This window comes from Streptomyces sp. NBC_00237, assembly GCF_026342435.1.
Classification (GTDB): Bacteria; Actinomycetota; Actinomycetes; order Streptomycetales; family Streptomycetaceae; genus Streptomyces.
The window spans coordinates 1,009,222-1,033,570 of sequence record NZ_JAPEMT010000001.1; the positions used below are offsets into that span (position 1 = coordinate 1,009,222).

The following is a 24,349-nucleotide window of genomic DNA, read 5'->3' on the forward strand; positions in this document are numbered from 1 at the left end:
GGGGCGGGGGCCGTGGCAGGGCCACCCGTACGGCCGTATCCCGAACGCCTCAACAGGCCGAGCGGCTTCCTCGGCGGTCTGCTGGATTGCGTACCCCCGGTACCGACCCAGAGGCAGGACGTCATGCACACCCCCACCTCCGTATCCCGCATATCCACCGCCGCGGCGGCCACCCTGCTGCTCGCGCTCGGCGTCGGCAGTGGGACCGCGTTCGCGCTCGACGCCCCCACCGACCCCGGTGAGATCACCGTCATCGACACCTCCGAGGGCAAGGCCCTCGCGGACAAGAACGGCAACGCCCTCTACACCTGGGCGGGCGACGAGAAGGACAAGTCCAACTGCACCGGCGACTGCGCCAAGAACTGGCCCGCCGCGACCGGCTACCCGACCAAGTCGTCGGACGTCACCGGTGACACCAACCAGATCGACCTCGCGGGCAGCGACAAGAAGCAGGTCGTCCTCGACGAGAAGCCGCTCTACTACTTCAAGGACGACGCCAAGCCCGGCGACACCAAGGGCAACGGCGTCAAGGGCGCCGACGGCAAGGTCTGGAGCCTGGTGGGCCCGGACGGCAAGGCCCTCGGGGCGGGGGCGGCAGCCGCTGCGACGACGCCGGAGGCGAGTGAGTCGCCGTCCGCCGCCGCGAGTGAATCGGCCTCTGCCTCTGCGTCGGCCTCGGCGTCGGCCTCGCCCTCGGATGACGCGTCCGCCTCTTCCTCTCCGAGTGAGAGCGCCAGTACGGGTACGGGTACGGTCAAGCCCACCGCGCCCGTGGCCCCGGTCGCCCCGGGCGACGCGACCAAGCCCAGGGTGACTCCGTCCGGTGCGGTGAAGGCCGGTGCGGAGGTCGGCTCCTCGGACGGCGGCGGCGCGACGGGCCTCGCGCTCGGGCTCACCGGAGCGGTCGCGGTTGCCGCCGCGGGCACGGCCTATGCCGTACGCCGCCGGAACGCGGCCCAGCACTAACGCTGACGCGGCCCCGCCCAGCCCCCTCGAACGCCGGTGCCTCCGCCTCACCCCCTTGGGCGCCGGATCCTCCGCCTAGCCCCCTTGGGCGCCGGCGCCTTCGCCTCGCCCTCTTGGGCGGCGGTGCCTTTGCCTCGCCCTCTTGGGCGGCGGTGCCTTTGCCTAGCCTCCTTGGGCGGCGGGGCCGCCCCCCGGGGGCGGGACGGGCGGGCAAGGGGGCGGCCCCCCTCGCTCCGGGCCCACCCCGGAGCCGCCCGCCGTTACCTCCGCTTATGGGTGCGCCGCGCCCGGGTGCGCCTGCGGCGGGCTGCCCCAGACCCACCCCTTCACCTAAAGCGCTCGCCGCGCGGCTGTCCCGGAGACGTGCGGGCGCGTTGGGGCTGGGCGCGCAGTTCCCCGCGCCCCTGGAGGCGTGCTTCGCAGCCTCCCCGCCGCCCCCCAGGGAGCCCCCGAAGGCCCCGAGCTCGGTGGGCTTCAGTGCCGACTAGGCTGGGAGGTCTATCCGTCCCCGCCCCCTGGAGCACCCACTCATGGCCGTCAACCTGGTCAATGTCGAGGCAGTAAGCAAGGTGTACGGCACCCGTGCCCTGCTCGACGGCGTCTCCCTCGGCGTCTCGGAGGGCGACCGGATCGGCGTCGTCGGTCGCAACGGCGACGGCAAGACCACCCTCATCCGCATGCTCGCCCAGCTGGAAGAGGCCGACTCCGGCCGCGTCACCCACGTCGGCGGCCTCCAGCTCGGGGTGCTGACCCAGCACGACTCCCTCGACCCGGCCGCCACCATCCGGCACGAGGTCATCGGCGACATGGCCGACCACGAGTGGGCGGGCAGCGCCAAGATCCGTGACGTGCTCACCGGGCTGTTCGGGGGGCTCGACCTGCCCGGCTTCGGGCAGGGACTCGACACCGTCATCGCGCCGCTCTCCGGCGGTGAGCGGCGTCGGATCGCGCTCGCCAAGCTGCTGATCGCCGACCAGGACCTGATCGTCCTCGACGAGCCGACCAACCACCTCGACGTCGAGGGCATCAGCTGGCTCGCCAAGCACCTCCAGTCGCGGCGCTCCGCGCTCGTGTGCGTGACCCACGACCGCTGGTTCCTGGACCAGGTCTGCACCCGGATGTGGGACGTGCAGCGAGGGGCGGTCCACGAGTACGAGGGCGGGTACAGCGACTACGTCTTCGCCCGCGCCGAGCGCGACCGCATCGCCGCCACCGAGGAGGGCAAGCGGCAGAACCTGATGCGCAAGGAGCTGGCCTGGCTGCGGCGCGGCGCCCCGGCCCGTACGTCCAAGCCGCGTTACCGCATCGAGGCGGCGAACGAGCTGATCGCGGACGTCCCGCCGCCCCGCGACACCAGCGAGCTGATGAAGTTCGCCAACGCCCGCCTCGGCAAGACCGTCTTCGACCTCGAAGACGTCACCGTCCAGGCCGGTCCGAAGGTGCTGCTCAAGCACCTCACCTGGCAGCTCGGCCCCGGCGACCGCGTCGGCCTGGTCGGCGTCAACGGCGCGGGCAAGACCTCCCTCCTGCGCGCCCTCGCCGAAGCGGCCCGTACGCAGGGCGACGCACAGCCCGCCGCCGGGAAGATCGTCGTCGGCAAGACCGTCCGGCTCGCGTACCTCTCCCAGGAGGTCAGCGAGCTGGACCCGAACCTCCGCGTGCTGGAGGCCGTACAGAAGGTCCGGGACCGGGTGGACCTCGGCAAGGGCCGCGAGATGACCGCCGGGCAGCTCTGCGAGCAGTTCGGGTTCACCAAGGAGAAGCAGTGGACGCCGGTCGGGGACCTCTCGGGTGGTGAGCGGCGGCGGCTCCAGATCCTGCGACTGCTGATGGACGAGCCCAACGTCCTCTTCCTCGACGAGCCGACCAACGACCTCGACATCGAGACCCTCACCCAGCTCGAAGACCTCCTCGACGGCTGGCCCGGGTCGATGGTCGTGATCTCCCACGACCGGTTCTTCATCGAGCGGACGACGGACAAGGTGTTCGCGCTGCTCGGCGACGCCACCCTGCGCAACCTGCCGCGCGGCCTCGACGAGTACCTGGAACGGCGGCAGAAGGTGATCGCGGCGGCCGTCGCGGCGGCCCCGGCTCCGGTGGCCGTCGCGAAGCCGGAGAAGTCGTCCGGTGACGTACGGGCCGCGAAGAAGGAGCTCCAGAAGATCGAGCGGCAGCTGAGCAAGATGTCCGACCGGGAGACGAACCTCCACGCGCAGATCGCCGAGCACTCCACCGACTTCGGCAAGGTCGCCGGTCTCGACGCCGAACTGCGCAAACTGATCGAGGAGCGCGACGAGTTGGAGATGCGCTGGCTGGAGCTGGCCGAGGACGCCTGATCCGGGCCCGGCGGCGGCCGTCGCATCCGACGCTCCGTCAGCCGGATGACAAGAGTAGAGAACGCGTACAGACCTCATAACGAGCGCATCACGGGCCGGTCCTCCCTTGGGAACAGGGGCGGACCGGCCCCTTGTTCGAAGTGACTCCAGTGATAGAAAGAAGCCCCGCTCGACTGACGTAGATCTACGGGACCCAAGCCCGATTCGCTCCTTTCCGGGGGGATATGACCGCCCGGAATCGCGGGGGAGACCGACCGGGCAGCGGGCCACCCGTGTGAAGAGGTAAGTGCTGATGTCTCAGCCGCCCAACCAGCCGCCGCAGGGGGGCTTCGGCGCACCGCAGGACCCGCAGACCCCGCCCGGCGGGGCTCCGCAGGGCCCGCCTCCGGGAGCACCGCAGCCGCCGCAGGGGCCGCCGCCGGGTCAGCCCGGGTACGGCTACCCGCAGGGTCCGCCCCCGGCCGCCGAGAACCCGTACGCGTCACAGCCGACCCAGGGCGGCCCGGGATACGGCTACCCCGGCCAGCCCCACCCGTACGGCCAGCAGCCCCAGCAGCCCGGTTACGGCTACCCGGGCCAGCCGCCCCAGCAGCCGGGCCAGCCCACCTACCCGGGCATGCCCGGCCCCAGTGGTCCCGGTGGTCCCGGCGGTCCTGGCGGTCCGCAGAACAAGCAGAAGCTCATGCTGATCATCGGCGCGGCCGTCGCCGCCCTGATCGTCGTCGCGGGCGGCATCTACCTGGTCTCCGGCGGCGAGAAGGAACCCGTCGCCCAGCCCACCACGGCGGGCAAGCCCTCCGCCGCCCCGACCGTCGACCAGGGCGACGGCAAGGGCCCCGGCGGCGACGCCCCGGGCCGCGACGCGGGCACGGACTTCAACTCGGCGCGCCAGCCCGGCGACTCCAAGGTGCTGTGGAACCACGCCAACGCGGTGGACCTGCCCTCCAGCGGCGGCAAGGTCATGCCGATGTGGTTCGTGGGAGACACCGTCATCCACACGTACTACAAGACCATGACGGCGTACGGAGCGGCCGACGGCAAGAAGCGCTGGGAGATCCCGTTCCCGAACGAGGTCTGCGCGGCGCCGAAGCTCATCGGCAAGGACAACAAGGTCGTCGTCGGGGTCAAGGGCGACAACACCAAGAAGGGCCGCTGCGACCAGCTTCAGCAGGTCGACGTGAAGACCGGGAAGGCGGGGTGGCGCAAGGAGGTCGAGCAGGAGAACGCGTTCGCCTTCGGAGACGTCGAACTCACGGTCTCGGGCGACACCGTCGCCGTCAGCCGCAACCCCTTCGTCAGCGCCTTCCGCGTCAGTGACGGCTCGAAGCTGTTCGGCGACGTGCGGACCGGTGCGTGCCGGATCGACGGCTTCGCCGCCTCGCCGACCAAACTGTTCGCGGTCGACCAGTGCGGATCGGGCGACAAGCCCACCTCCCAGTTCAGCGAGATCGACCCGACCACCGGCAAGGCCCGGTGGAGCTGGAAGGTCGCCAAGGACTGGACCATCAAGCGGGTCCTCTCGGCCGAACCGACGGTGCTCTACCTGGAGAAGGGCAAGAGCGGCAAGGCGGAGGCGGGCAACATCGCCATCCTCAAGCCGAACGGCACCCTCGGCGCGCAGTTGCCCGAGGGCGAGGAGCTGCCCGACCTCCAGTGCGGCTGGACGATCATGAAGTCCGGCCTCCAGGAGTGCAAGGGCGTCACCGCCGACGCGACCACCCTGTACGTGTCGAGCGAGGCGAAGTCCGCCAACCTCGGTTCGGGCCGCACCAACGAGATCCGTGCCTACGACGTCACCACCGGCAAGCGCAAGTGGGCCTCGAAGGGCGACGGCTACACGATGCTGCCGCTGAAGGTCGAGGGCGGCAACGTCTTCGCGTACATGGAGCCGACCTACGACAAGCCCGGTGGCGTCGTGAAGGTCCCCACGACCGGCGGCAGCCCGGCACCCGTCCTGAAGCACCCGTCGTCGGTGTCGGCGGTCGAGCGCGGCATGTTCTCCAAGTCGCTCGCGTTCGAGGGCGGGCGTCTCTTCATGTCCCCCGACACCATCTCGGGCAAGGACAGCGAGAAGCCCCAGGCCATCCTGGCCTTCGGTAACTGAGTAACTGAGCAACTGAGTATCTGAGCAACTGAGGTGTACGGGGCGGGGGTCGGGCCGATCGTGACCGCTCCCACCCCGTACGCCCGTGCCCCGCACGGCCCCGCCCGGCGCGCTCCCGCCGCGCGTCGGCGAAGACTTCCGAAGGTCCCGCACCTTCGCCCTGTCACCATCCGACGTCCCCAGAGGTAGAACCCCCATGACGCAGCCGCCCAACCAGCCCCCGCAGGGTGGGGAAGGGGCACCGCCCCCCTCCCCGTTCAGCAAGGCCCCCGAGCCCGCACCGCAGGACGCGGCTTCCGGCCAGCCGCCGCAGACGCCTCCGCCGACCGTGGCCGAAGGCTTCGGCGCGCCCGCCACGCCGCCGCCCGCCGGTGGTTTCGGTGCACCCGCCACGCCCCCGCCCGTCGGCGGTTTCGGTGCGCCGCCCGCTCAGCCCCCGCAGGCCCCGGGTCAGCCCCCGGCCCAGCAGCCCGGCGGCGGCTACGGCTACCCGCAGGCTCCGGGCCAGCCCCCGCAGGCGCCCCCGGCCGGTTACGGCTACCCGGCTCAGCCGGGCCAGCAGCCGGGTCAGCCCGGCCAGCCGCCCCAGCCCAACCCGTACGGCGGCCAGCAGCAGCCCGGTTACGGCTACCCGGGCCAGCCTGGTCAGCAGCCGGGCCAGCCCGGCCAGCCGCCCTCGTACAGCATGCATCCGCCCCAGGGCCCGGCCCCCGGCACGGTCGTCCAGGGCGGCATCGGCGGCGGGAGCGGCAACGGCGGTGGCCTGACCAACCAGCTCAAGATCATCATCGCGGCGGTCGTCGCCGTCGTCCTGATCGTCGCCGGTGGCGTCATCTACAAGGCCACCAGCAGCGACGACCCCCAGGACGTCGCGGGCGGCACCTCCGGCAGCGAGGGCAAGGGGGGCGGCGGCGACGCCCCCAAGGCCCCGGACGGCGGCGGCAAGGAGAAGGCCCCGCCCGTGGCCACCTCCAAGGTCAAGTTCCAGATCCCGATCCCGGTCGTCAAGGAACTCACCGACGTCAAGGGTTCCTGGGCCACCGACAAGGTGTACGCCAAGGCCGACGTCAAGAAGATCACCGGCTACGACCCGGAGAAGGGCTCGGTCCTGTGGACCCTGCCCCTCACCGGCGAGGTCTGCGGCGAGTCGCGCCACCTCTCCAAGGACGGCAACAAGGCCGCCTTCCTGTACGAGGGGCCGAAGGAAGCCGGTCGTAAGGTCGCCCCCTGCACGCAGGTCGGCCTCGTCGACCTGACCAGCGGCAAGCTCCTGTGGTCGCACAGCTTCAAGGACGGCGACCAGCCCGCCACCCTCGACCAGGTCACCATGTCCGGCGACACCATCGCCGCGGCCAGCTACGGCGGCGGCGGCGCGGTCGACATCAACGGCAAGGAGCTGTGGGCCCCGAAGGCCACCGCCGACGACTGCCGCGACCGAGGCTACGCGGGCGGTCCCGCCCTCGTCGCGATCCGCATGTGCGGCAGCTACAGCGACCCGCAGCTGCTGGTCCAGCCCCTGAACCCCACTACGGGCGCACCGATCTCCACGTACAAGCTGCCCAAGGGCGCCGAGACCGCCACGGTCCTCTCCACCAAGCCGCTGCTGGTCGGCGCCGAGGTCAACGAGTCCGCCACCGGCACGGCGGGCATCTCCGACCTCTTCTCGATCGACGACGCGACGGGCAAGCTGCTCGCTCAGATGCCGGTCGACGGCGAGAAGTTCGACCTGCACTGCCCGCGCACCGAGGCCGAGGGCTGCATCAAGGTCGCCGTCGGCAACGGCAAGGTCTACCTGCCGACCGTCCAGCGCCGTGGCACCTCCGACACGGGCCGCACCAACGAGATCGTGTCCTGGGACCTGAAGACCGGCAAGCCCACCTCCGAGAACATCCCGGCGGGCGAGCGCTACTCCATGGTCCCGCTGCGCATGGACGGCGGGAACCTGATCGTCTACAAGTTCCCCCCGTACGACAAGGGCGGCCAGGTCGCCAGCATCGACGGCGGCACCCTCAAGCAGACCATCCTGCTCGACAACCCGGGCGACCGCTCCGTGCGCGACGCGGAGTCCAGCCTCGCCATCAACTTCGAGAACGCGAAGTTCGTCGGCGGACGTCTCTTCCTCGCCAACGACCTGCTGAGCGAGAGCAACACCTCGCAGAAGTACCTGGCGATGGCCTTCGGGCCGTGATCCGGGGCGAGTTCCGGCCCCGGTCCTGACCGGTCCGCCGTACCGCGCGACCGCCGAAGGGCGCCACGACACACCGTCGTGGCGCCCTTCGCCGTACGACAAGCACCTTCCGACCCGCAACGACCAGCGAACGGGCGGCATTTGGCAACTTTGAGTGGCTTCTTACGGGTAAGGGGCGCGCAACGTCGAACAAGCGTGTAGCTTGCCGGGTCAGGAGGCCGGGGGGCCTGCTCCTGGGGGAATGTGGGGGTTGTTGCGATGGGTGTGCGGCTCATGGTGGTCGATGACCACCGTCTGCTGGCCGAGGCACTCGCCTCGGCCCTCAAGCTCCGCGGGCACCGTGTGCTCGCCGCCGCCGCGCCCACCGCGGGCGCGGCCGAACTCGTCGTGAGCCGGGCCCCGGAGGTCTGCCTCTTCGGTACGGCGACTCCCGCCGCGCCGGGCACCTTCGACCCGATCGTACGGATCAAACGCGAGCGGCCCCAGGTGGCCGTGGTCGTGCTGGGGCCCGTTCCCAGCCCGCGCGGCATCGCCGCCGCCTTCGCCTCGGGGGCGGCCGGATACGTACGGCACGACGAGCGCATAGAGGGCGTCGAGCGGGCCATGGTGAAGGCGCGGGCGGGGGAGGCGGCGGTCGCGCCGCAGCTGCTGCAAGGGGCCTTCGCGGAGCTGCTCAACCCCGCCGCCCAGCCCGACGACGAGGGGCAGCGGCTGCTGCACATGCTCACCCCGCGCGAGGTCGAGGTGCTGGTCCGGGTCGCCGACGGCGAGGACACCCGGCTCATCGCGGCGGGGATGGGGATCGCTCCGAGCACGGCGCGTACGCACGTCCAGCGGGTGCTGATGAAGCTGGGCGTCGGGTCCCGGCTGGAGGCGGCGGCGCTCGCCGCCCGTACGGGACTCCTCGACCGGGCGACGGTGCCGCAGCACGAGCAGTAGGGCGCCGACGCACCAATTCCCGTCATCCGCACGGCATTTCTCCCGTGCGGGTGCATCCAGGTGTATCCGGGCGCGTCCGGGCGCACAGCATTGACGATGCTGTGCGCCTGTGGTTTGTTGTGTTCGATTCTGTTGGTGGGTGTTGGTATGCGAGGTGGCAGTGAAGAAGACATCGACCCGGCTCGCCGACGGGCGCGAACTCCTCTACTACGACGCGGCGGACGACAGGGTCCGCGACGCCGTCGACCTGCGCCCGCTCACCCCGGTCGCCACGACGTCCGAGGTCCGGTACGACGCCCTGCTCGGCGACTCGGTCGCCATCGCCTCGCACCGCCAGGACCGTACGCACCTGCCGCCCGCCGACGCCTGCCCGCTCTGCCCCACCCGGCCGGGCCACGAGAGCGAGATCCCGGCCACCGACTACGAGGTCGCGGTCTTCGAGAACCGCTTCCCCTCCCTCGCCGGGGACTCCGGCCGCTGCGAGGTGGTCTGCTTCACCTCCGACCACGACGCCTCCTTCGCCGGCCTGAGCGAGGAACAGGCCGCCCTCGTGCTGGAGGCGTGGACCGACCGCACGGCGGAATTCGCCCAACTCCCGTCCGTTGAACAGGTGTTCTGCTTCGAGAACCGGGGAGCCGAGATCGGGGTGACCCTGGGGCACCCGCACGGTCAGATCTACGGATATCCGTACGTCACTCCGCGTACGGCGCTGATGCTGCGCTCGCTCGAAGAGCGCGCGGCCCGCACCCCCGGAGGCAACCTCTTCGACGAGGTCGTCACCCGTGAACGTACCGACGCCTCCCGGATCGTCCTTGAGGGTGAACACTGGGTCGCCTTCGTGCCGTACGCCGCCCACTGGCCGTACGAGGTCCACCTCTACCCCCTGCGCCGGGTCCCCGACCTCCGTGAGCTGGACGACGCGGCACGGGAGGAACTTCCGCGCGTGTACCTGGAGTTGCTGCGCCGCTTCGACCGCATTTTCGGCCCCGGCCAGCCCCCCACCCCGTACATCGCGGCCTGGCACCAGGCCCCCTTCCGGCACCCCCTGCGCACGGAATTCGCCCTCCACCTGGAGCTGTTCACCGTGCGGCGCACCCCCGGCAAGCTCAAGGCGCTCGCCGGGTCCGAGTCCGGGATGGGTGCTTTCATCAACGACGTGTCGCCGGAGAGCGCGGCGCACCGACTCCGAGAGGTGGCAAGCACGTGACGACAGCAGCGGCCGGGACACCCGCCCGTACGTACCTGGTGACCGGCGGCGCGGGATACGTCGGCAGCGTCGTCACCGCCCACCTCCTCGAAGCGGGCCACCGGGTCACCGTCCTCGACGACCTCTCCACGGGCTTCCGCGAGGGCGTTCCGGCCGGTGCCGACTTCATCGAGGGGCGCATCCAGGACGCCGCCCGCCACCTCGACCCCGGCTACGACGCGGTGCTCCACTTCGCCGCGTACTCCCAGGTGGGGGAGTCCGTCGCCGATCCGGAGAAGTACTGGCGCAACAACGTCGGCGGCACCATGGACCTCCTCGCCGCGATGCGCGACGCGGGCGTGCGCCGCCTCGTCTTCTCCTCCACGGCGGCGACGTACGGCGAACCCGCCGTCACCCCCGTCACCGAGGACCTCCCCACCGCCCCCACCAGCCCCTACGGCGCGTCGAAGCTCGCCGTCGACCACATGATCGCCGGGGAGTGCGCGGCCCACGGGCTGGCCGCCGTCTCGCTCCGCTACTTCAACGTGGCGGGTGCGTACGGCAGTTCGGGAGGCGTCATGTACGGGGAACGGCACGACCCCGAATCCCACCTCATCCCGCTCGTCCTCCAGGTCGCCCAGGGCCACCGCCCCTCCATCTCCGTGTACGGCGACGACTACCCGACCCTCGACGGCACCTGCGTCCGCGACTACCTGCACGTCGCCGACCTCGCCGAGGCCCACCTCCTCGCCCTCGCCGCGGCGGAACCCGGCACGCACCGGATCTGCAACCTGGGGAACGGGGAGGGCTTCTCGGTGCGGGAGGTCATCGAGGCCGTCCGCAGGGTCACAGGACACCCGGTCCCGGAGGTCGTCGCCCCGCGCCGGGCGGGCGACCCCGCGACCCTGGTCGCGTCCGCCGACCGGGCCCGCACCCTGCTGGGCTGGCGGCCCTCCCGTACCGAACTGACCGACATCATCAGCGACGCGTGGCGCTTCGCGCAGGGCGAGGGGAAGTAGCGAAGTGGTACTCGATGCCAGCGAACTCATCGGCGAATTCAGGGAGTTGTACGGTCGTGAGCCGGAGGGGGTCTGGGCGGCCCCCGGCCGGGTCAACCTGATCGGCGAGTACACCGACTTCAACGACGGCTTCGTCATGCCGCTCGCCCTCCCGCACGCGGCACGCGTCGCGGTGGCCCGCCGCACGGACGGCCTCCTGCGCCTGCACTCGGGCGACATCGCGGACGGCGTGACGGAGCTGAGGGTGGCCGACCTCGCGCCCCTCGCGGGCGGCGGCTGGTGGACGTACCCGGCGGGAGTCGTCTGGGCCCTCCTCGACGCGGGGCACGGGGCGGTGGCGGGCGGCGCGGACGTCCACCTGCGCTCCACCGTGCCCACCGGGGCGGGCCTCTCCTCCTCCGCCGCGCTGGAGGTCTCCGTCGGACTCGCCCTCACCGACCTCCACCAACTTCCCCTCACCCGGCCGGAATTGGCCCTGCTGTGCCAACGTGCGGAGAACGCCTTCGTCGGCGTGCCGTGCGGAATCATGGACCAGACCGCCTCCGCGTGCTGCGAGGCGGGCCACGCCCTGCACCTCGACACCCGGGACTTGTCCCGCCGTCAGGTCCCCCTCGACCCGGGCGCCCAGGGGCTGGCCCTGCTGGTCGTGGACACCCGCGTGCAGCACGCGCTGGGCGACGGGGCGTACGCGGAACGCCGGGCGGGCTGCGAGGAGGGCGCCCGTCAGCTCGGGGTCCACCGCCTCCGCGACGTACCGCACGCCGAACTCCCTCTATTCCTGGCGAAGTTGGACGACGAGCGCATCCGTCGCTACGTCCGCCACATCGTCACCGACAACCACCGGGTGACGCGTGCGGTGGCCTGCCTGGACGCGGGCGACCTGCGGGGCCTCGGCCCGATCCTCACCGAGGGCCACGCCTCCCTCCGCGACGACCTCCGGGTCTCCTGCCCGGAACTGGACCTGGTGGTCTCCTCCGCCGTGGCGGCGGGGGCGCTGGGGGCGCGGATGACGGGGGGCGGGTTCGGGGGCTCGGCGATCGTCCTCGCGGAGGCGGATGCGGTGCCTGCCGTGGCCTCCGCCATCACCTCCGCCTTCTCCACCGAGGGCCACACCCCTCCCCGCCTCTTCCCCGCCACCCCTTCCCAAGGCGCCCACCACCTCCCCTGACCCTCCCCCCTCACCCAACCCCCTTGGCCTCCACCCCACCCCCCTGGGCTCCGCCCCGCCTAACCCCCTTGGGCCCCGCTTCCGCCCGCCTCCCTTGGGCTCTGCCTCCGCCCACCCCCTCCGGCTCCGCCTCCGCCTTCGCCCACCCCCTCCGGCTCCGCCCACCCCCCTCCGGCTCCGCCCCCGCCTCGCCCCCTTGGGCTTCGCCCCTCCGCTTCCGCCTAGCCTCCTTGGGCGGCGGGGCCGCCCCCCGGGGGCGGAACGGGCGGGCAAGGGGGCGGCCCCCTCGCTCCGGGCCCACCCCGGTGCCGCCCGCCGTTACCTCGCCCCATGGGTGCGCCGCACCCCGGTGCGCCTGCGGCGGGCCGCCCCTCCCCACCCCTTCACCTAAAGCGCTCGCCGCACGGCTGTCCCGCACACGTGCAGGCGCGTCGTGGCTGGTCGCGCAGTTCCCCGCACCCCTCAAGGGGCACGTCCGAGCAAGCCCCAGCGGAGCCGGGAGCGCCCCGCGCGGCGGAGCCGCACAGAGAGCACAGCCCCCCGCCCCCCAACAGGATCGCTTCGTGCAGGAACTGCCCATTCCCTCTCTCCTTCCGCCACAACCCCACACCCCAAGCCCACGCCGACCCCCGAGGCCAAACAGTTCTGCAAATACCCTTCCGATCAACGCCCCCACCCGTACTCTGAGGCTTGAGCACCGGTGGGGGCCGGTGCTGATCAGGGGGCGAGACAGTCGGATACGGCGCCCGGGGCAGGGGTAAGGATCGGGCGAACGGCGGCGGCCGTACGCACACCACATCCACAAGCAGCACAAGTAGAACAAGTAGCACAAGCACCACCCGCCCATCTCTCCGAGCGCCGTATCCGCGCACGTCCGTCCTCCGACCCATGGGGGTGTCTGAGGCAGTGGTTCGTATCCGGGTCCTGGTGGTCGACGACCACCGCATCTTTGCCGAGTCGCTCGCTGCCGCCCTCGCGGCGGAACCCGACGTCGACGTGGCAGCCGCAGGCAGCGGCCCCGCCGCGCTGCGGTGTCTGGAACGGGGAGCGGCGGAAGGCCGTAAGTTCGACGTGATGCTCATCGACGCCGACCTCGGCACGGCGCTCCCGCAGGGGGGCGTCACCCATCACCTGCACGGCCATCACGGTCAGCAGACCCACGCGGTCGCCGTCGCCGTCCCCGACCATCCGGGCGCCGAGCAGGACGGCCTGGTCGACGGCATCTCGCTCGTCGCGGGCGTCCGCACCGGCCACCAGGGTGTCCGTACGGTCGTCCTCGCCGAGAAGGACGACCCGCGCCGCGCCGCCCTCGCCCTCCAGGCCGGGGCGTCGGGATGGGTGGCGAAGGACTGCTCTCTCCAGCGCCTGCTGGCCGTCATACGGGGGGTCCTGCGCGACGAGACCCACCTCCCGCCCGCCCTCCTCACCGGAGTGCTCCGCGAGCTGACCGCGGCCCGCAAGCACCGCACGGAGAGCGAACGCCTGGTGGAGTCCCTCACCCCGCGCGAGCGCGAAGTGCTGCGCTGCATGGTCGCGGGGCTCGGCCGCAAGGCCGTCGCCGAGCGCCTCTTCCTCTCGCCCCACACGGTCCGCACTCACATGCAGAACGTACTGGGCAAGCTGGGCGTCCACTCCACCCTCGCGGCCGTCGCACTCGCCCGGCGGGCGGGCGTCGGCCCGGCGGACCTAGTTTCCGGGGACGTTGTCGAACGGGGCGGTCAACTGGCGTAGCAGTCCGGCCAGTTCGCCGCGCTGTCCGCGCGAGAGCTCGCCCAGGATCGCCCGCTCCTGCTCCAGGAGACCGGCGAGCGCCTGGTCGGCCCGGTCGCGCCCCTCGACGGTCAGCCGGACGAGCACGCCCCGCCGGTCGTTGGGGTCGGGCAGCCGCTCGACGAGGCCCTTCTTCGCGAGCCGGTCGATCCGGTTCGTCATCGTCCCGGACGTGACGAGCGTCTGGGTCAGCAGCTGTCCCGGCGACAGTTGATACGGGTCACCGGCCCGCCGCAGCGACGTCAGCACGTCGAACTCCCACGGCTCCAAGCTGTGCTCGGAGAACGCCAGCCGCCGCGCCCGGTCGAGATGGCGCGCCAGACGGGACACCCGACTGAGCACCTCAAGCGGCTCCACGTCGAGGTCGGGGCGCTCTCGGCGCCATGCTGCGACCAGTCGATCGACCTCGTCCTCCATGCGGATCAGTGTAGGGGGTCTGTCGACATGAAGTCTCTTCACCTCAAGTCTCTTGACATCAAGATACTTGTACGGTCACCCTTGCGCCCATGACGACCCACCCCGCACCCTCAGGCACCTCCGCCACCCCGCCCGGCCCGACCGCCGCCGCCGCCTCCGCGACTCCCGCCACCCCGCCCGGCCCGGCCACCCCCGTCTGGGACCCCGCCCAGTACCTCCGTCACTCTTCCCACCGCACTCGCCCCTTCCTCGACCTCCTCGCCCGCATCACCCCACCCGTCGCCCCCACCCGCATCGCCGACCTCGGCTGCGGCGCGGGCAACGTGACCCGCCTCCTGGCCGAGCGCTGGCCGAACGCCCAGGTCACGGGCTTCGACAACTCCCCGCAGATGCTCGCGAAGGCGGCCGAGCACGCCACCCCCCGCCTCACCTTCACCCACGCCGACGCGGCGACCTGGGCCCCCGCCCCCGCCTCGTACGACCTGATCGTCTCCAACGCACTCCTCCAGTGGGTCCCCGGCCACGCCGCCCTGATCCCCGGCTGGCTGGACGCCCTCACCCCCGGCGGCACCTTCGCCTTCCAGGTCCCCGGCAACTTCGACGCCCCGAGCCATACGATCCTGGCCGCCCTCCGCGACTCCCCGCGCTGGCGCTCCCGCCTCGCGGGGGCCGGTGACCGCGCCGCAGCCGTGGCGGACCCGGGAACGTACCTCTCCCTCCTCACCTCCCTCGGCTGCGTGGCGGACGTCTGGGAGACTACCTACCTCCAGCTCCTCCCCGGTGAGGACCCGGTCCTCGACTGGGTCAAGGGCACGGCCCTGCGCCCGGTCCTGACCGCCCTCGCCGACGACGAGGAAGCGGTCGCGGCCTTCACCGCCGAGTACGCGACCGCCCTCCGAGGGGCCTACCCGGCCACCGCGTCCGGCACGGTCTTCCCCTTCCGCCGCATCTTCGCGATCGGAGCCCGCCCGTGATCACCGCCGTCGACCACGTCCAACTCGCCGCCCCACCCGGCTCCGAGCCCGCCCTGCGCACGTACTACGTCACGGTCCTCGGCATGCGCGAGATCCCCAAGCCGCCGGTGCTGGCGGCGCGGGGAGGCTGCTGGTTCGAGGCGGGCGGCGTCCAGCTCCACCTGGGAGTGGAGGAGGACTTCCGCCCCGCGAAGAAGGCCCACCCGGGGATCCGCGTCACGGACATCGAGGCGTACGCGGCCCGACTGGAGGCCCACGGCGCGAGGGTCGTCCGGGACGACGCCCTCCCGGGCCACCGGCGCTTGTACACCGAGGACCCGGTCGGCAACCGGCTGGAGTTCCTGGAGCCCGTGGACACCGCCGCCTGAGGGCTACCGGCGGCGCGGCTACCGGCGGTCGATCTCCGCCGCCAGCACCGCCATGTCCCGCAACCGCACGCAGTACTCGACCGCCCCGCCCCGGTCCTCGACCGACGGCAGCACCTTCTGGGCGGCGGCGACGCTCGCGGTCAGGATCGTGCGCTGGTACGGCGTGAGGGGTGACGTCAGCAGGGTGGAGACACACCCGGCGATGTGCGCGTCGAGCAGCACCATGTCCTCACCCTCGACCTCCCCGCCGCGCAGGTGCGGTGGGAAGGCGGCCCGCGCGTGGGCCTTCCACAGGCGTGAGAGTCGCTTCTCGTCGGGTGTTCTCATGCTCGCGATCATGCCGGACGGGCCAGGGGTGGTTGGTGGGGGTTTCCGGGCCCTCCCGCCACCGGGGGAGTCCGTTCACCTGGAGGCGAGTTCCTCCCGGACGTCGTTCTCGGTGAGGCCGTCCTCCTCGACCAGGTTGACCGTCTGGTCGACCAGCCACGCGTCGGCGTCGTCCTGGACCATGCGGTACGCGGAGTGGGCCGTCATGCCGTTCGCTTCGACGGTGACCCGTACACCCATGCCGGCGGGGTGGGAGCCGGTCGCCCCGACCGCGACGGGCGTGCCCAGGGTGATGCGTCCGTCCCGGGGGCCCTGGGTCCCGAACTGGGCCGCACGGTCCTTGGCGCACGCGTCGACGCTGCGATCAGGTCCCTTGACGTCGCGCTCGCGCGCGGCCTCGGTCTGGAGGGCGCAGGCAGTCCGCCAGTCGCGGTCCAAGGTGGCTTGCTGGCTCTTGCGGGCGTTCTCCGCCGCGGCATCCGACGTGGCCGGTCCGCCGCAGCCGGTCAGGGTGGCGAGTGTGGCTGTGGCGAGCAGGGCGGGGAAGAGGATGCCTGCACGGGAATCCGCGGGTCTCATGGAAAGGGTCTCCGGCGCGTTGGTTGTCGGGGCGACGGCGGACGGAGAACCGGTGCGGCCCCAACCCGGCCCGTCGAGTCGGGTCACTGTAGGTACGAAGCGGGCCCGGGTGGAAGCGACTTGTGCGCGGGGCGGGCTTGCTCGGCGTCCGCTACTTCCGGCGGCCCAGCGCCTTCGCACGGTCGTGTGCCCAGCCCGCCAGGATCAGGCCGAAGAGGACGGCCGTCAGATACGTGACCAGGTTGACGGCGAAGGGCGCGCCGAGGCCGCCCAGCAGGCCCGTGTTGCCGTGGTCGATGAGCAGGCGGATCGCGCCCTGGCCCCCGGTCACCACGAGCACCGCGCCGACGATCTGGAGGACGTCGAACTTCATGGCGTACGGCCTTTCCCTGTGCGGAAGTGCGGCTATTGCAATGCGCTCGCATTGTATTGAGCGCCTGCCGCCCGCCCCTGCGAGGCCGGTAGCGGCGCCGAGGGACGAAAGAAGGGGCCGCGCCCGGTGAGCACCGGGAGCGGCCCCTTCTCGTACGCGTCCTCGCGGAGCGTCGACGGCTCAGTTCTTGCGGTGCCCTATCAGCCTCGGCTTCGCCTCCAGGTTCTCCAGGCCGTGCCAGGAGAGGTTCACCAGGTGCGCCGCCACTTCGGCCTTCTTCGGCTTGCGGACGTCCAGCCACCACTGGCCGGTGAGGGCCACCATGCCGACCAGCGCCTGGGCGTACAGCGGGGCCAGCTTCGGGTCGAAGCCGCGGGCCTTGAACTCCAGGCCCAGGATGTCCTCGACCTGCGTGGCGATGTCCGAGATGAGGGACGCGAAAGTACCCGTGGACTGAGCGACCGGCGAGTCGCGGACCAGGATGCGGAAGCCGTCCGTGTACGTCTCGATGTAGTCGAGGAGGGCGAACGCGGCCTGCTCCAGGAGTTCGCGGGGGTGACCGGCGGTGAGGGCGCTCTGGACCATGTCCAGGAGGGCGCGCATCTCACGGTCCACCACCACCGCGTACAGGCCCTCCTTGCCGCCGAAGTGCTCGTAGACGACGGGCTTCGAGACGCCCGCCTTCGCGGCGATCTCCTCCACCGACGTGCCCTCGAAGCCCTTCTCCGCGAAGAGCGTGCGGCCGATGTCCAGCAGCTGCTCGCGGCGCTCCGCCCCCGTCATCCGGACACGGCGGACCCGCCGCGTCGCGGGGCGGGGCTTGTCGCCGCTCGCGTTCGGATTCGTACTGCCGGTACTACTGCCTTCGGTCGCCACAGGCTCCATCATGCCGTTTCTGTCGGGTTGGTCGTGCCCGGGGAGGCATCCGTTCCGGGGACGGGCGCGGCGGTCGCCGCCGCGAGCGCGGGCTCGTCCGTCCTGCGCCGGGAGGCCAGCCGGGATTCCGTCGGCCAGCGCACGTCCGTCGCCCAGCCCGCCTGCTCGAACCAGCGGATCAGACGCGCCGAGGAGTCGACCTGGCCCCGTAGCACACCGTGCCGGGCGGACGTGGGGTCCGCGTGGTGCAGGTTGTGCCAGGACTCGCCGCAGGACAGGACCGCCAGCCACCACACGTTGCCCGAGCGGTCACGGGACTTGAACGGACGCTTGCCGACCGCGTGGCAGATGGAGTTGATCGACCAGGTGACGTGGTGGAGCAGGGCGACCCGGACCAGGGAGCCCCAGAAGAAGGCCGTGAAGGCACCCCACCACGACATCGTGACCAGACCGCCCACCAGCGGCGGGATGGCCAGGGAGAGGATCGTCCAGTAGATGAAGTCGCGGGAGATGCGGCGGATCGCCGGGTCCTTGATCAGATCGGGTGCGTACTTCTCCTGCGGCGTCTGCTCCTCGTCGAACATCCAGCCGATGTGGGCCCACCACAGGCCCTTCATGAGGGAGGGGAGGTCTTCGCCGAAGCGCCACGGAGAGTGCGGGTCGCCCTCCGCGTCCGAGAACTTGTGGTGCTTGCGGTGGTCCGCCACCCAGCGGACCAGCGGCCCCTCGACCGCCATCGAGCCCATGATCGCCAGCGCGATGCGCAGCGGGCGCTTCGCCTTGAAGCTGCCGTGGGTGAAGTAACGGTGGAAACCGATCGTGATGCCGTGGCACCCCAGGTAGTACATGAAGACCAGCAGACCGAGATCCAGCCAGCTGACGCCCCAGCCCCACGCCAGCGGGACCGCCGCCACCAGAGCCACGAAGGGGACGGTGATGAACAGGAGCAACGCGATCTGTTCGATGGAGCGCTTCGACTCTCCGCCGCGCGTCGCCAGCGGTACCGGAGTGACGGAGGGGGCGGCGGAGCGCTGCGACGGCTCACGGCCGTCGGGAGACTCCGGAGCCTCAGGGAGTAGATCGGGGCTGATGGTCATGAAGGTCCCCTGGGGGGTGAGAAATCGGGTGATGCCTGGCTACGGTTCCGTAACCTACGGCCTCGTAAGTATGGCAGCGGTGAGGCCCGCCACACGAGGGCGGCGGGTACCCGAATAGCGCGGCACATATCCTGGACCCCGTCGGACAGCGCGGTCCGAGTTCCTGCCGTACGCGTAATCCCCACTGCAAGGAGCCGCACCTGTGAGCAGTGCCGACCAGACCCCCAACACCAGCCCCGAGCTGCGCGCCGACGTCCGCCGCCTCGGCGACCTCCTCGGCGAGACCCTCGTACGGCAGGAAGGCCCCGAGCTCCTTGAGCTCGTGGAGCGGGTCCGGGCCCTGACCCGTTCCGACGGCGAAGCCGCAGCAGAGCTGCTCGGCGACACCGACCTGGAGACCGCCGCACGCCTCGTGCGGGCCTTCTCGACCTACTTCCACCTCGCGAACGTCACCGAGCAGGTGCACCGAGGGCGCGAGATGCGCGAGCTGCGCGCCCAGGAGGGCGGGCTCCTCGCCCGCACCGCCGACCTGCTGAAGGACGCCGACCCCGAGCACCTCCAGCAGACCGTCAAGAACCTCAACGTGCGGCCGGTCTTCACCGCGCACCCCACCGAGGCCGCCCGGCGCTCCGTGCTGAACAAGCTCCGCCGCATCGCCGAGCTCCTCGAAACCCCGGTCATCGCCTCCGACCGGCGCCGCCAGGACGTCCGCCTCGCCGAGAACATCGACCTGATCTGGCAGACCGACGAGCTGCGCGTCGTACGTCCCGAGCCCGCGGACGAGGCCCGCAACGCCATTTACTACCTGGACGAGCTGCACGCGAACGCCGTCGGGGACGTCCTCGAAGACCTCGCCGCCGAACTGGAGCGGGTCGGGGTGACCCTCCCGGCCGGGACGCGTCCGCTCACCTTCGGCACCTGGATCGGCGGCGACCGGGACGGCAACCCCAACGTCACCCCCGCCGTCACCTGGGACGTACTGATCCTCCAGCACGAGCACGGCATCACCGACGCCCTCGCGCTCGTCGACAAGCTGCGCGGGCAGCTCTCGAACTCGATCCGCTACACCGGCGCGACCGACGAACTCCTCGAATCGCTCCAGGCGGACCTGGAGCGCCTCCCCGAGATCAGCCCCCGCTACAAGCGGCTGAACGCCGAAGAGCCCTACCGGCTCAAGGCCACCTGCATCCGCCAGAAGCTCGTCAACACCCGCGAGCGCCTCGCCAGGGGCGTCGCCCACAAGCCCGGCTGCGACTACCTCGGCACCGGTCAGCTCATCGACGACCTCACCCTCATCCAGACCTCGCTGCGCGAGCACAAGGCGGGACTCTTCGCCGACGGCCGGATGGACCGCACGATCCGCACCCTCGCGGCGTTCGGCCTCCAGCTCGCCACCATGGACGTACGCGAACACGCCGACGCCCACCACCACGCGCTGGGCCAGCTCTTCGACCGCCTCGGCGAGGAGTCCTGGCGGTACGCGGACATGCCGCGCGAGTACCGGCAGAAGCTCCTCGCGAAGGAGCTGCGGTCGCGGCGTCCGCTCGCGCCCGTGCCCGCTCCGCTCGACAAGGCGGGGGAGAAGACCCTCGGCGTCTTCCTCACCGTCAAGGAGGCGCTGGAGCGCTTCGGGCCCGAGGTCATCGAGTCGTACATCATCTCCATGTGCCAGGGCGCCGACGACGTGTTCGCCGCCGCCGTACTGGCCCGCGAGGCGGGACTCCTCGACCTGCACGCCGGCTGGGCCAAGATCGGCATCGTGCCGCTCCTGGAGACCACCGACGAGCTGCGCGCCGCCGACGTCATCCTCGACGAGATGCTCGCCGACCCGTCCTACCGGCGGCTCGTCTCCCTGCGCGGGGACGTGCAGGAAGTCATGCTCGGGTACTCGGACTCCTCGAAGTTCGGCGGCATCACGACCTCCCAGTGGGAGATCCACCGCGCCCAGCGGCGGCTCCGCGACGTCGCCCACCGCTACGGCGTGCGCCTGCGCCTCTTCCACGGCCGGGGCGGCACCGTCGGCCGGGGCGGCGGCCCCTCGCACGACGCGATCCTCGCGCAGCCGTGGGGCACGCTGGAGGGCGAGATCAAGGTGACCGAGCAGGGCGAGGTCATCTCCGACAAGTACCTCGTGCCCTCCCTGGCCAGGGAGAACCTGGAACTGACGGTCGCCGCCACCCTCCAGGCGTCCGCCCTGCACACCGCGCCCCGCCAGTCCGACGAGGCCCTCGCCCGCTGGGACGCGGCCATGGACACGGTCTCCGAGGCCGCCCACACCGCCTACCGGGGGCTCGTCGAGAACCCGGACCTGCCGACGTACTTCCTCGCCTCGACCCCCGTCGACCAGCTCGCCGACCTGCACCTGGGCTCGCGGCCCTCCCGCCGCCCCGGCTCGGGCGTCTCCCTCGACGGCCTGCGGGCCATCCCGTGGGTGTTCGGCTGGACCCAGTCCCGGCAGATCGTGCCCGGCTGGTTCGGCGTCGGCTCCGGCCTCAAGGCGCTGCGCGAGGCGGGTCTGGGGAGCGTCCTGGAGGAGATGCACGAGCACTGGCACTTCTTCCGCAACTTCCTCTCCAACGTGGAGATGACGCTCGCCAAGACCGACCTGCGGATCGCCCGCCACTACGTCGACACCCTCGTGCCCGACGAGCTCAAGCACATCTTCGCCACCATCGAGGCGGAGCACGAGCTGACCGTGCAGGAGGTCCTGCGCATCACGGGCGGCACCGAACTGCTGGACACCAGCCCCGTACTCCAGCAGACCTTCGCCATCCGCGACGCCTACCTGGACCCGATCTCCTACCTCCAGGTCGCCCTGCTCAAGCGCCAGCGCGACGCGGCCGCCGCAGGCCAGGAACCGGACCCGCTGCTGGCCCGCGCCCTGCTGCTGACCGTCAACGGCGTCGCGGCGGGACTGCGCAACACCGGCTGACCCGCCACGAGCACGAGGAAGGGCGCCCCCGGAACGTTCCGGGGGCGCCCTTCCTCGTACGTACGCGAGAACTCAGGACGTACGCGAGAACTCAGGGACGTACATGAGAGCTCAGGACGTACGCGAGAACTCAGGAGTTGTACGTCGACTGCGCCCGTTCCAGGCCCTCGATCACCAGGGCCTCCACCGCGTCCGCCGCCCGGTCCACGAAGTAGTCCAGCTCCTTCTTCTCCGCCGAGGAGAAGTCCTTCAGCACGAAGTCGGCGACCTGCATCCGGCCCGGCGGACGGCCGATGCCGAACCGGACCCGGTGGTAGTCGGGACCCATCGACTTCGTCATCGACTTCAGACCGTTGTGACCGTTGTCGCCACCGCCCAGCTTCAGCCGCAGCACCCCGTAGTCGATGTCCAGCTCGTCGTGGATCGCCACGATGTTCGCGGTCGGCACCTTGTAGAAGTCACGCAGCGCCGTCACCGGACCGCCCGACAGGTTCATGTACGACAGCGGCTTCGCCAGGACCACCCGGCGGTTGTACGGGCCCGGAGGACCGATCCGGCCCTCCAGCACCTGCGCACGCGCCTTGTGCGACTTGAACCTGCCGCCCATGCGGGACGCCAGGAGGTCGGCGACCATCCAGCCCACGTTGTGACGGTTGGCCTCGTACTCGCCGCCCGGATTGCCCAGGCCCACGACGAGCCAGGGGGCCGAGGGGTCCGGGGCCGCGACCGGGGAACCGGCCGGACTCGGGGTGGTCATCTGCATCTCTCCTTCATACCGAACGGGACCCCACACACGGCAGCCGCCGTTCCGTCCCCGCAGGGGGTGGAACGGCGGCTGCGCAGCAAAGCGTCGGAGCTAAGAGGCTCAGCCCTCGGTGCTCTCGGCGTCCGCGGCCGGCTCCTCGGCCTGCGCGGAGACGACCTGGATGACGACGGCGTCGGCGTCCGTCACCAGCGTGGTGCCCTCGGGCAGCGGAACGTCCTTCGCCAGGATCGAGTCACCGGCGTCCAGGCCCTGCACCGAGACGGTGACGGACTCGGGGATGTGGGTGGCCTCGGCCTCGACCGAGAGGGTGTTCAGCACGTTCTCCAGGAGGTTGGAGCCCGGCGCCAGGTCGCCCTCGGAGATCACGGAGACCTCGACGGTGACCTTCTCGCCCTTCTTGACCGCGAGCAGGTCGACGTGCGTGATGGTGCGCTTGATGGCGTCACGCTGAACGGCCTTGGGGATGACCAGCTCGGAGCGGCCCTCGATGTCCAGGTTCAGCAGGGCGTTGCTGGTCTTGAGCGCCATCATGAGCTCGTGACCCGGCAGCGTGATGTGCACGGTGTCGGCGCCGTGGCCGTAGATGACGGCCGGAACCTTGTTGGCACGACGGGTCTGGCGGGCAGCGCCCTTGCCGAACTCGGTACGGACCTCAGCGGTGAGCTTGACCTCAGCCATGACTGCACTCCTCGTAATGGTGGAAACGGGGTAGGACGTCACCCGGCCACACGAACGGCCCGCTGCGGAGCCTGCTACGAAGAGCGCGTCGATAACGGAAGAGCTGGAACAGCTTCCCTCGCCGAGCAACTCCGGAAGTCTAGCCGCACTATCACGTACGGCCCAATCGATCACTTCGTACGGTACGGAGAAGGGCCGCCCGAGGTGTCCCGGGCGGCCCTTCTCCGTACGGCTACGACGTACTAGGACTGCTCCTCGAAGAGGCTCGTCACCGAACCGTCCTCGAAGACCTCGCGCACCGCGCGGGCGATCGACGGGGCGATGGACAGCACCGTGATCTTGTCCATCTCCAGGTCGGACGGGTCCGGCAGCGTGTTCGTGAAGACGAACTCGCTCACCTTGGAGTTCTTCAGACGATCGGCGGCCGGGCCCGACAGGATGCCGTGCGTGGCCGTCACGATGACGTCCTCCGCGCCGTGCGCGAACAGGGCGTCGGCGGCGGCGCAGATCGTGCCACCCGTGTCGATCATGTCGTCGACCAGGACGCAGACGCGGCCCTTGACCTCACCGACCACCTCGTGGACGGTCACCTGGTTGGCGACGTCCTTGTCACGGCGCTTGTGCACGATGGCGAGGGGGGCGTCCAGGCGGTCGCACCAGCGGTCGGCGACGCGCACGCGGCCGGCGTCCGGGGAGACGATCGTCAGCTTGGAGCGGTCGACCTTCGCGCCCACGTAGTCCGCGAGGACCGGCAGTGCGGTGAGGTGGTCGACGGGGCCGTTGAAGAAGCCCTGGATCTGGTCGGTGTGCAGGTCCACCGTGAGGATGCGGTCCGCACCGGCGGTCTGGAGCAGGTCGGCGACCAGACGCGCCGAGATCGGCTCGCGGCCCTTGTGCTTCTTGTCCTGACGGGCGTACCCGTACGACGGCACGATCACCGTGATGGAACGGGCCGAGGCCCGCTTCAGCGCGTCGACCATGATGAGCTGTTCCATGATCCACTTGTTGATGGGAGCCGTGTGGCTCTGCATCAGGAAGCAGTCGGCGCCGCGAGCGGACTCCTGGAAGCGGACGTAGATCTCGCCGTTCGCGAAGTCGAAAGCCTTCGTCGGTACGACACCGATACCCAGCTGATGTGCGACCTCCTCGGCCAGCTCGGGGTGTGCCCGTCCGGAGAAGAGCATCATCTTCTTCTCGCCGGTCGTCTTGATCCCGGTCACAGCACGGTCTCCTCAGAGTGTTTCTGGCCGCCAGCAGCCTGCGAGCCAGCCGAAATGGTGTGCATC

The 24,349-nt window shown here is 71.1% G+C and carries 21 protein-coding genes; 12 read left to right on the plus strand and 9 right to left on the minus strand.

The window, feature by feature from the left end; all coding sequences use genetic code 11:
* The first annotated feature begins 123 nt into the window (after nt 1–123).
* The 9 genes from OG897_RS04430 (at nt 124) to OG897_RS04470 (ending at nt 13,637) form a co-directional block, all read left to right on the plus strand.
* Nucleotides 124–966 (plus strand): hypothetical protein, encoded by an 843-nt coding sequence (locus OG897_RS04430; RefSeq protein ID WP_266653025.1) that lies wholly within the window; start codon nt 124–126, stop codon nt 964–966.
* Between the two features lie 530 nt (nt 967–1,496).
* Nucleotides 1,497–3,302: an ABC-F family ATP-binding cassette domain-containing protein gene (locus tag OG897_RS04435; RefSeq protein WP_266653026.1), complete on the plus strand. Its 1,806-nt coding sequence runs from the start codon at nt 1,497–1,499 to the stop codon at nt 3,300–3,302.
* A gap of 292 nt (nt 3,303–3,594) precedes the next feature.
* On the plus strand, nt 3,595–5,406 hold the full coding sequence (locus OG897_RS04440) for a PQQ-binding-like beta-propeller repeat protein (RefSeq protein ID WP_266653027.1): 1,812 nt from the start codon (nt 3,595–3,597) through the stop codon (nt 5,404–5,406).
* 196 nt (nt 5,407–5,602) lie between these two features.
* Nucleotides 5,603–7,594, plus strand: a complete 1,992-nt coding sequence (locus OG897_RS04445) for a PQQ-binding-like beta-propeller repeat protein (protein ID WP_266653028.1) — start codon at nt 5,603–5,605, stop codon at nt 7,592–7,594.
* Nucleotides 7,595–7,852: 258 nt separating this feature from the next.
* A complete protein-coding gene (locus tag OG897_RS04450; RefSeq protein ID WP_266653029.1) occupies nt 7,853–8,533 on the plus strand; it encodes a LuxR C-terminal-related transcriptional regulator in 681 nt (226 codons plus the stop codon).
* Nucleotides 8,534–8,693: 160 nt separating this feature from the next.
* Entirely contained in the window at nt 8,694–9,740 is a 1,047-nt protein-coding gene (gene galT / locus OG897_RS04455; RefSeq protein ID WP_266653030.1) for a galactose-1-phosphate uridylyltransferase, read from the plus strand.
* A complete protein-coding gene (gene galE, locus OG897_RS04460; RefSeq protein WP_266653031.1) occupies nt 9,737–10,738 on the plus strand; it encodes a UDP-glucose 4-epimerase GalE in 1,002 nt (333 codons plus the stop codon). Before galT ends, galE begins: the two co-directional genes overlap by 4 nt.
* Before the next feature lie 4 nt (nt 10,739–10,742).
* Nucleotides 10,743–11,906, plus strand: coding sequence for a galactokinase (galK, locus tag OG897_RS04465; RefSeq protein ID WP_266653032.1), 1,164 nt, complete (start codon nt 10,743–10,745; stop codon nt 11,904–11,906).
* 906 nt (nt 11,907–12,812) lie between these two features.
* The gene (locus tag OG897_RS04470) at nt 12,813–13,637 is read left to right on the plus strand and encodes a response regulator transcription factor (protein WP_266653033.1); all 825 of its coding nucleotides are present in this window, start codon (nt 12,813–12,815) and stop codon (nt 13,635–13,637) included.
* On the opposite strand, the gene OG897_RS04475 is transcribed toward OG897_RS04470, so the two are convergent.
* Nucleotides 13,593–14,093, minus strand: a complete 501-nt coding sequence (locus tag OG897_RS04475) for a MarR family winged helix-turn-helix transcriptional regulator (RefSeq protein ID WP_266653034.1) — start codon at nt 14,091–14,093, stop codon at nt 13,593–13,595. The two genes, OG897_RS04470 and OG897_RS04475, sit on opposite strands and share 45 nt — an antisense overlap.
* Nucleotides 14,094–14,182: 89 nt before the next feature.
* Between OG897_RS04475 and OG897_RS04480 the strand changes: the two genes are divergently transcribed.
* Nucleotides 14,183–15,067 (plus strand): trans-aconitate 2-methyltransferase, encoded by an 885-nt coding sequence (locus OG897_RS04480; protein WP_266653035.1) that lies wholly within the window; start codon nt 14,183–14,185, stop codon nt 15,065–15,067.
* Nucleotides 15,064–15,435: a VOC family protein gene (locus OG897_RS04485; RefSeq protein ID WP_266653036.1), complete on the plus strand. Its 372-nt coding sequence runs from the start codon at nt 15,064–15,066 to the stop codon at nt 15,433–15,435. The genes OG897_RS04480 and OG897_RS04485 overlap by 4 nt, the downstream gene beginning before the upstream one ends.
* A gap of 18 nt (nt 15,436–15,453) precedes the next feature.
* Here OG897_RS04485 and OG897_RS04490 read toward each other — a convergent pair whose 3' ends face one another.
* The 5 genes from OG897_RS04490 to OG897_RS04510 form a co-directional block, all read right to left on the minus strand.
* Nucleotides 15,454–15,762 (minus strand): hypothetical protein, encoded by a 309-nt coding sequence (locus OG897_RS04490; RefSeq protein WP_266653037.1) that lies wholly within the window; start codon nt 15,760–15,762, stop codon nt 15,454–15,456.
* Nucleotides 15,763–15,837: 75 nt separating this feature from the next.
* Complete coding sequence (locus OG897_RS04495; RefSeq protein WP_266653038.1) at nt 15,838–16,341, minus strand: hypothetical protein; 504 nt, start codon at nt 16,339–16,341, stop codon at nt 15,838–15,840.
* A 151-nt stretch (nt 16,342–16,492) separates the two neighbouring features.
* Nucleotides 16,493–16,714, minus strand: coding sequence for a hypothetical protein (locus OG897_RS04500; protein ID WP_266653039.1), 222 nt, complete (start codon nt 16,712–16,714; stop codon nt 16,493–16,495).
* 180 nt (nt 16,715–16,894) lie between these two features.
* Nucleotides 16,895–17,602 (minus strand): TetR/AcrR family transcriptional regulator, encoded by a 708-nt coding sequence (locus OG897_RS04505; protein ID WP_266653040.1) that lies wholly within the window; start codon nt 17,600–17,602, stop codon nt 16,895–16,897.
* A complete protein-coding gene (locus OG897_RS04510; RefSeq protein ID WP_266653041.1) occupies nt 17,599–18,687 on the minus strand; it encodes a fatty acid desaturase in 1,089 nt (362 codons plus the stop codon). The genes OG897_RS04505 and OG897_RS04510 overlap by 4 nt, the downstream gene beginning before the upstream one ends.
* Nucleotides 18,688–18,889: 202 nt before the next feature.
* Here OG897_RS04510 and ppc point away from each other — a divergent pair, with 202 nt between their 5' ends.
* Nucleotides 18,890–21,619 carry a phosphoenolpyruvate carboxylase gene (gene ppc, locus OG897_RS04515; protein WP_266653042.1) on the plus strand — a complete coding sequence of 910 codons (2,730 nt, stop codon included), beginning with the start codon at nt 18,890–18,892 and terminating at the stop codon, nt 21,617–21,619.
* A 130-nt stretch (nt 21,620–21,749) separates the two neighbouring features.
* On the opposite strand, the gene pth is transcribed toward ppc, so the two are convergent.
* The 3 genes from pth to OG897_RS04530 all read right to left on the minus strand — a co-directional run bounded on the left by pth (nt 21,750) and on the right by OG897_RS04530 (nt 24,283).
* A complete protein-coding gene (gene pth / locus OG897_RS04520) occupies nt 21,750–22,376 on the minus strand; it encodes an aminoacyl-tRNA hydrolase (RefSeq protein ID WP_266653043.1) in 627 nt (208 codons plus the stop codon).
* Between the two features lie 108 nt (nt 22,377–22,484).
* Nucleotides 22,485–23,063: a 50S ribosomal protein L25/general stress protein Ctc gene (locus OG897_RS04525; RefSeq protein WP_266653044.1), complete on the minus strand. Its 579-nt coding sequence runs from the start codon at nt 23,061–23,063 to the stop codon at nt 22,485–22,487.
* A gap of 242 nt (nt 23,064–23,305) precedes the next feature.
* The gene (locus OG897_RS04530) at nt 23,306–24,283 is read right to left on the minus strand and encodes a ribose-phosphate diphosphokinase (protein ID WP_266653045.1); all 978 of its coding nucleotides are present in this window, start codon (nt 24,281–24,283) and stop codon (nt 23,306–23,308) included.
* Nucleotides 24,284–24,349 lie beyond the last annotated feature (66 nt).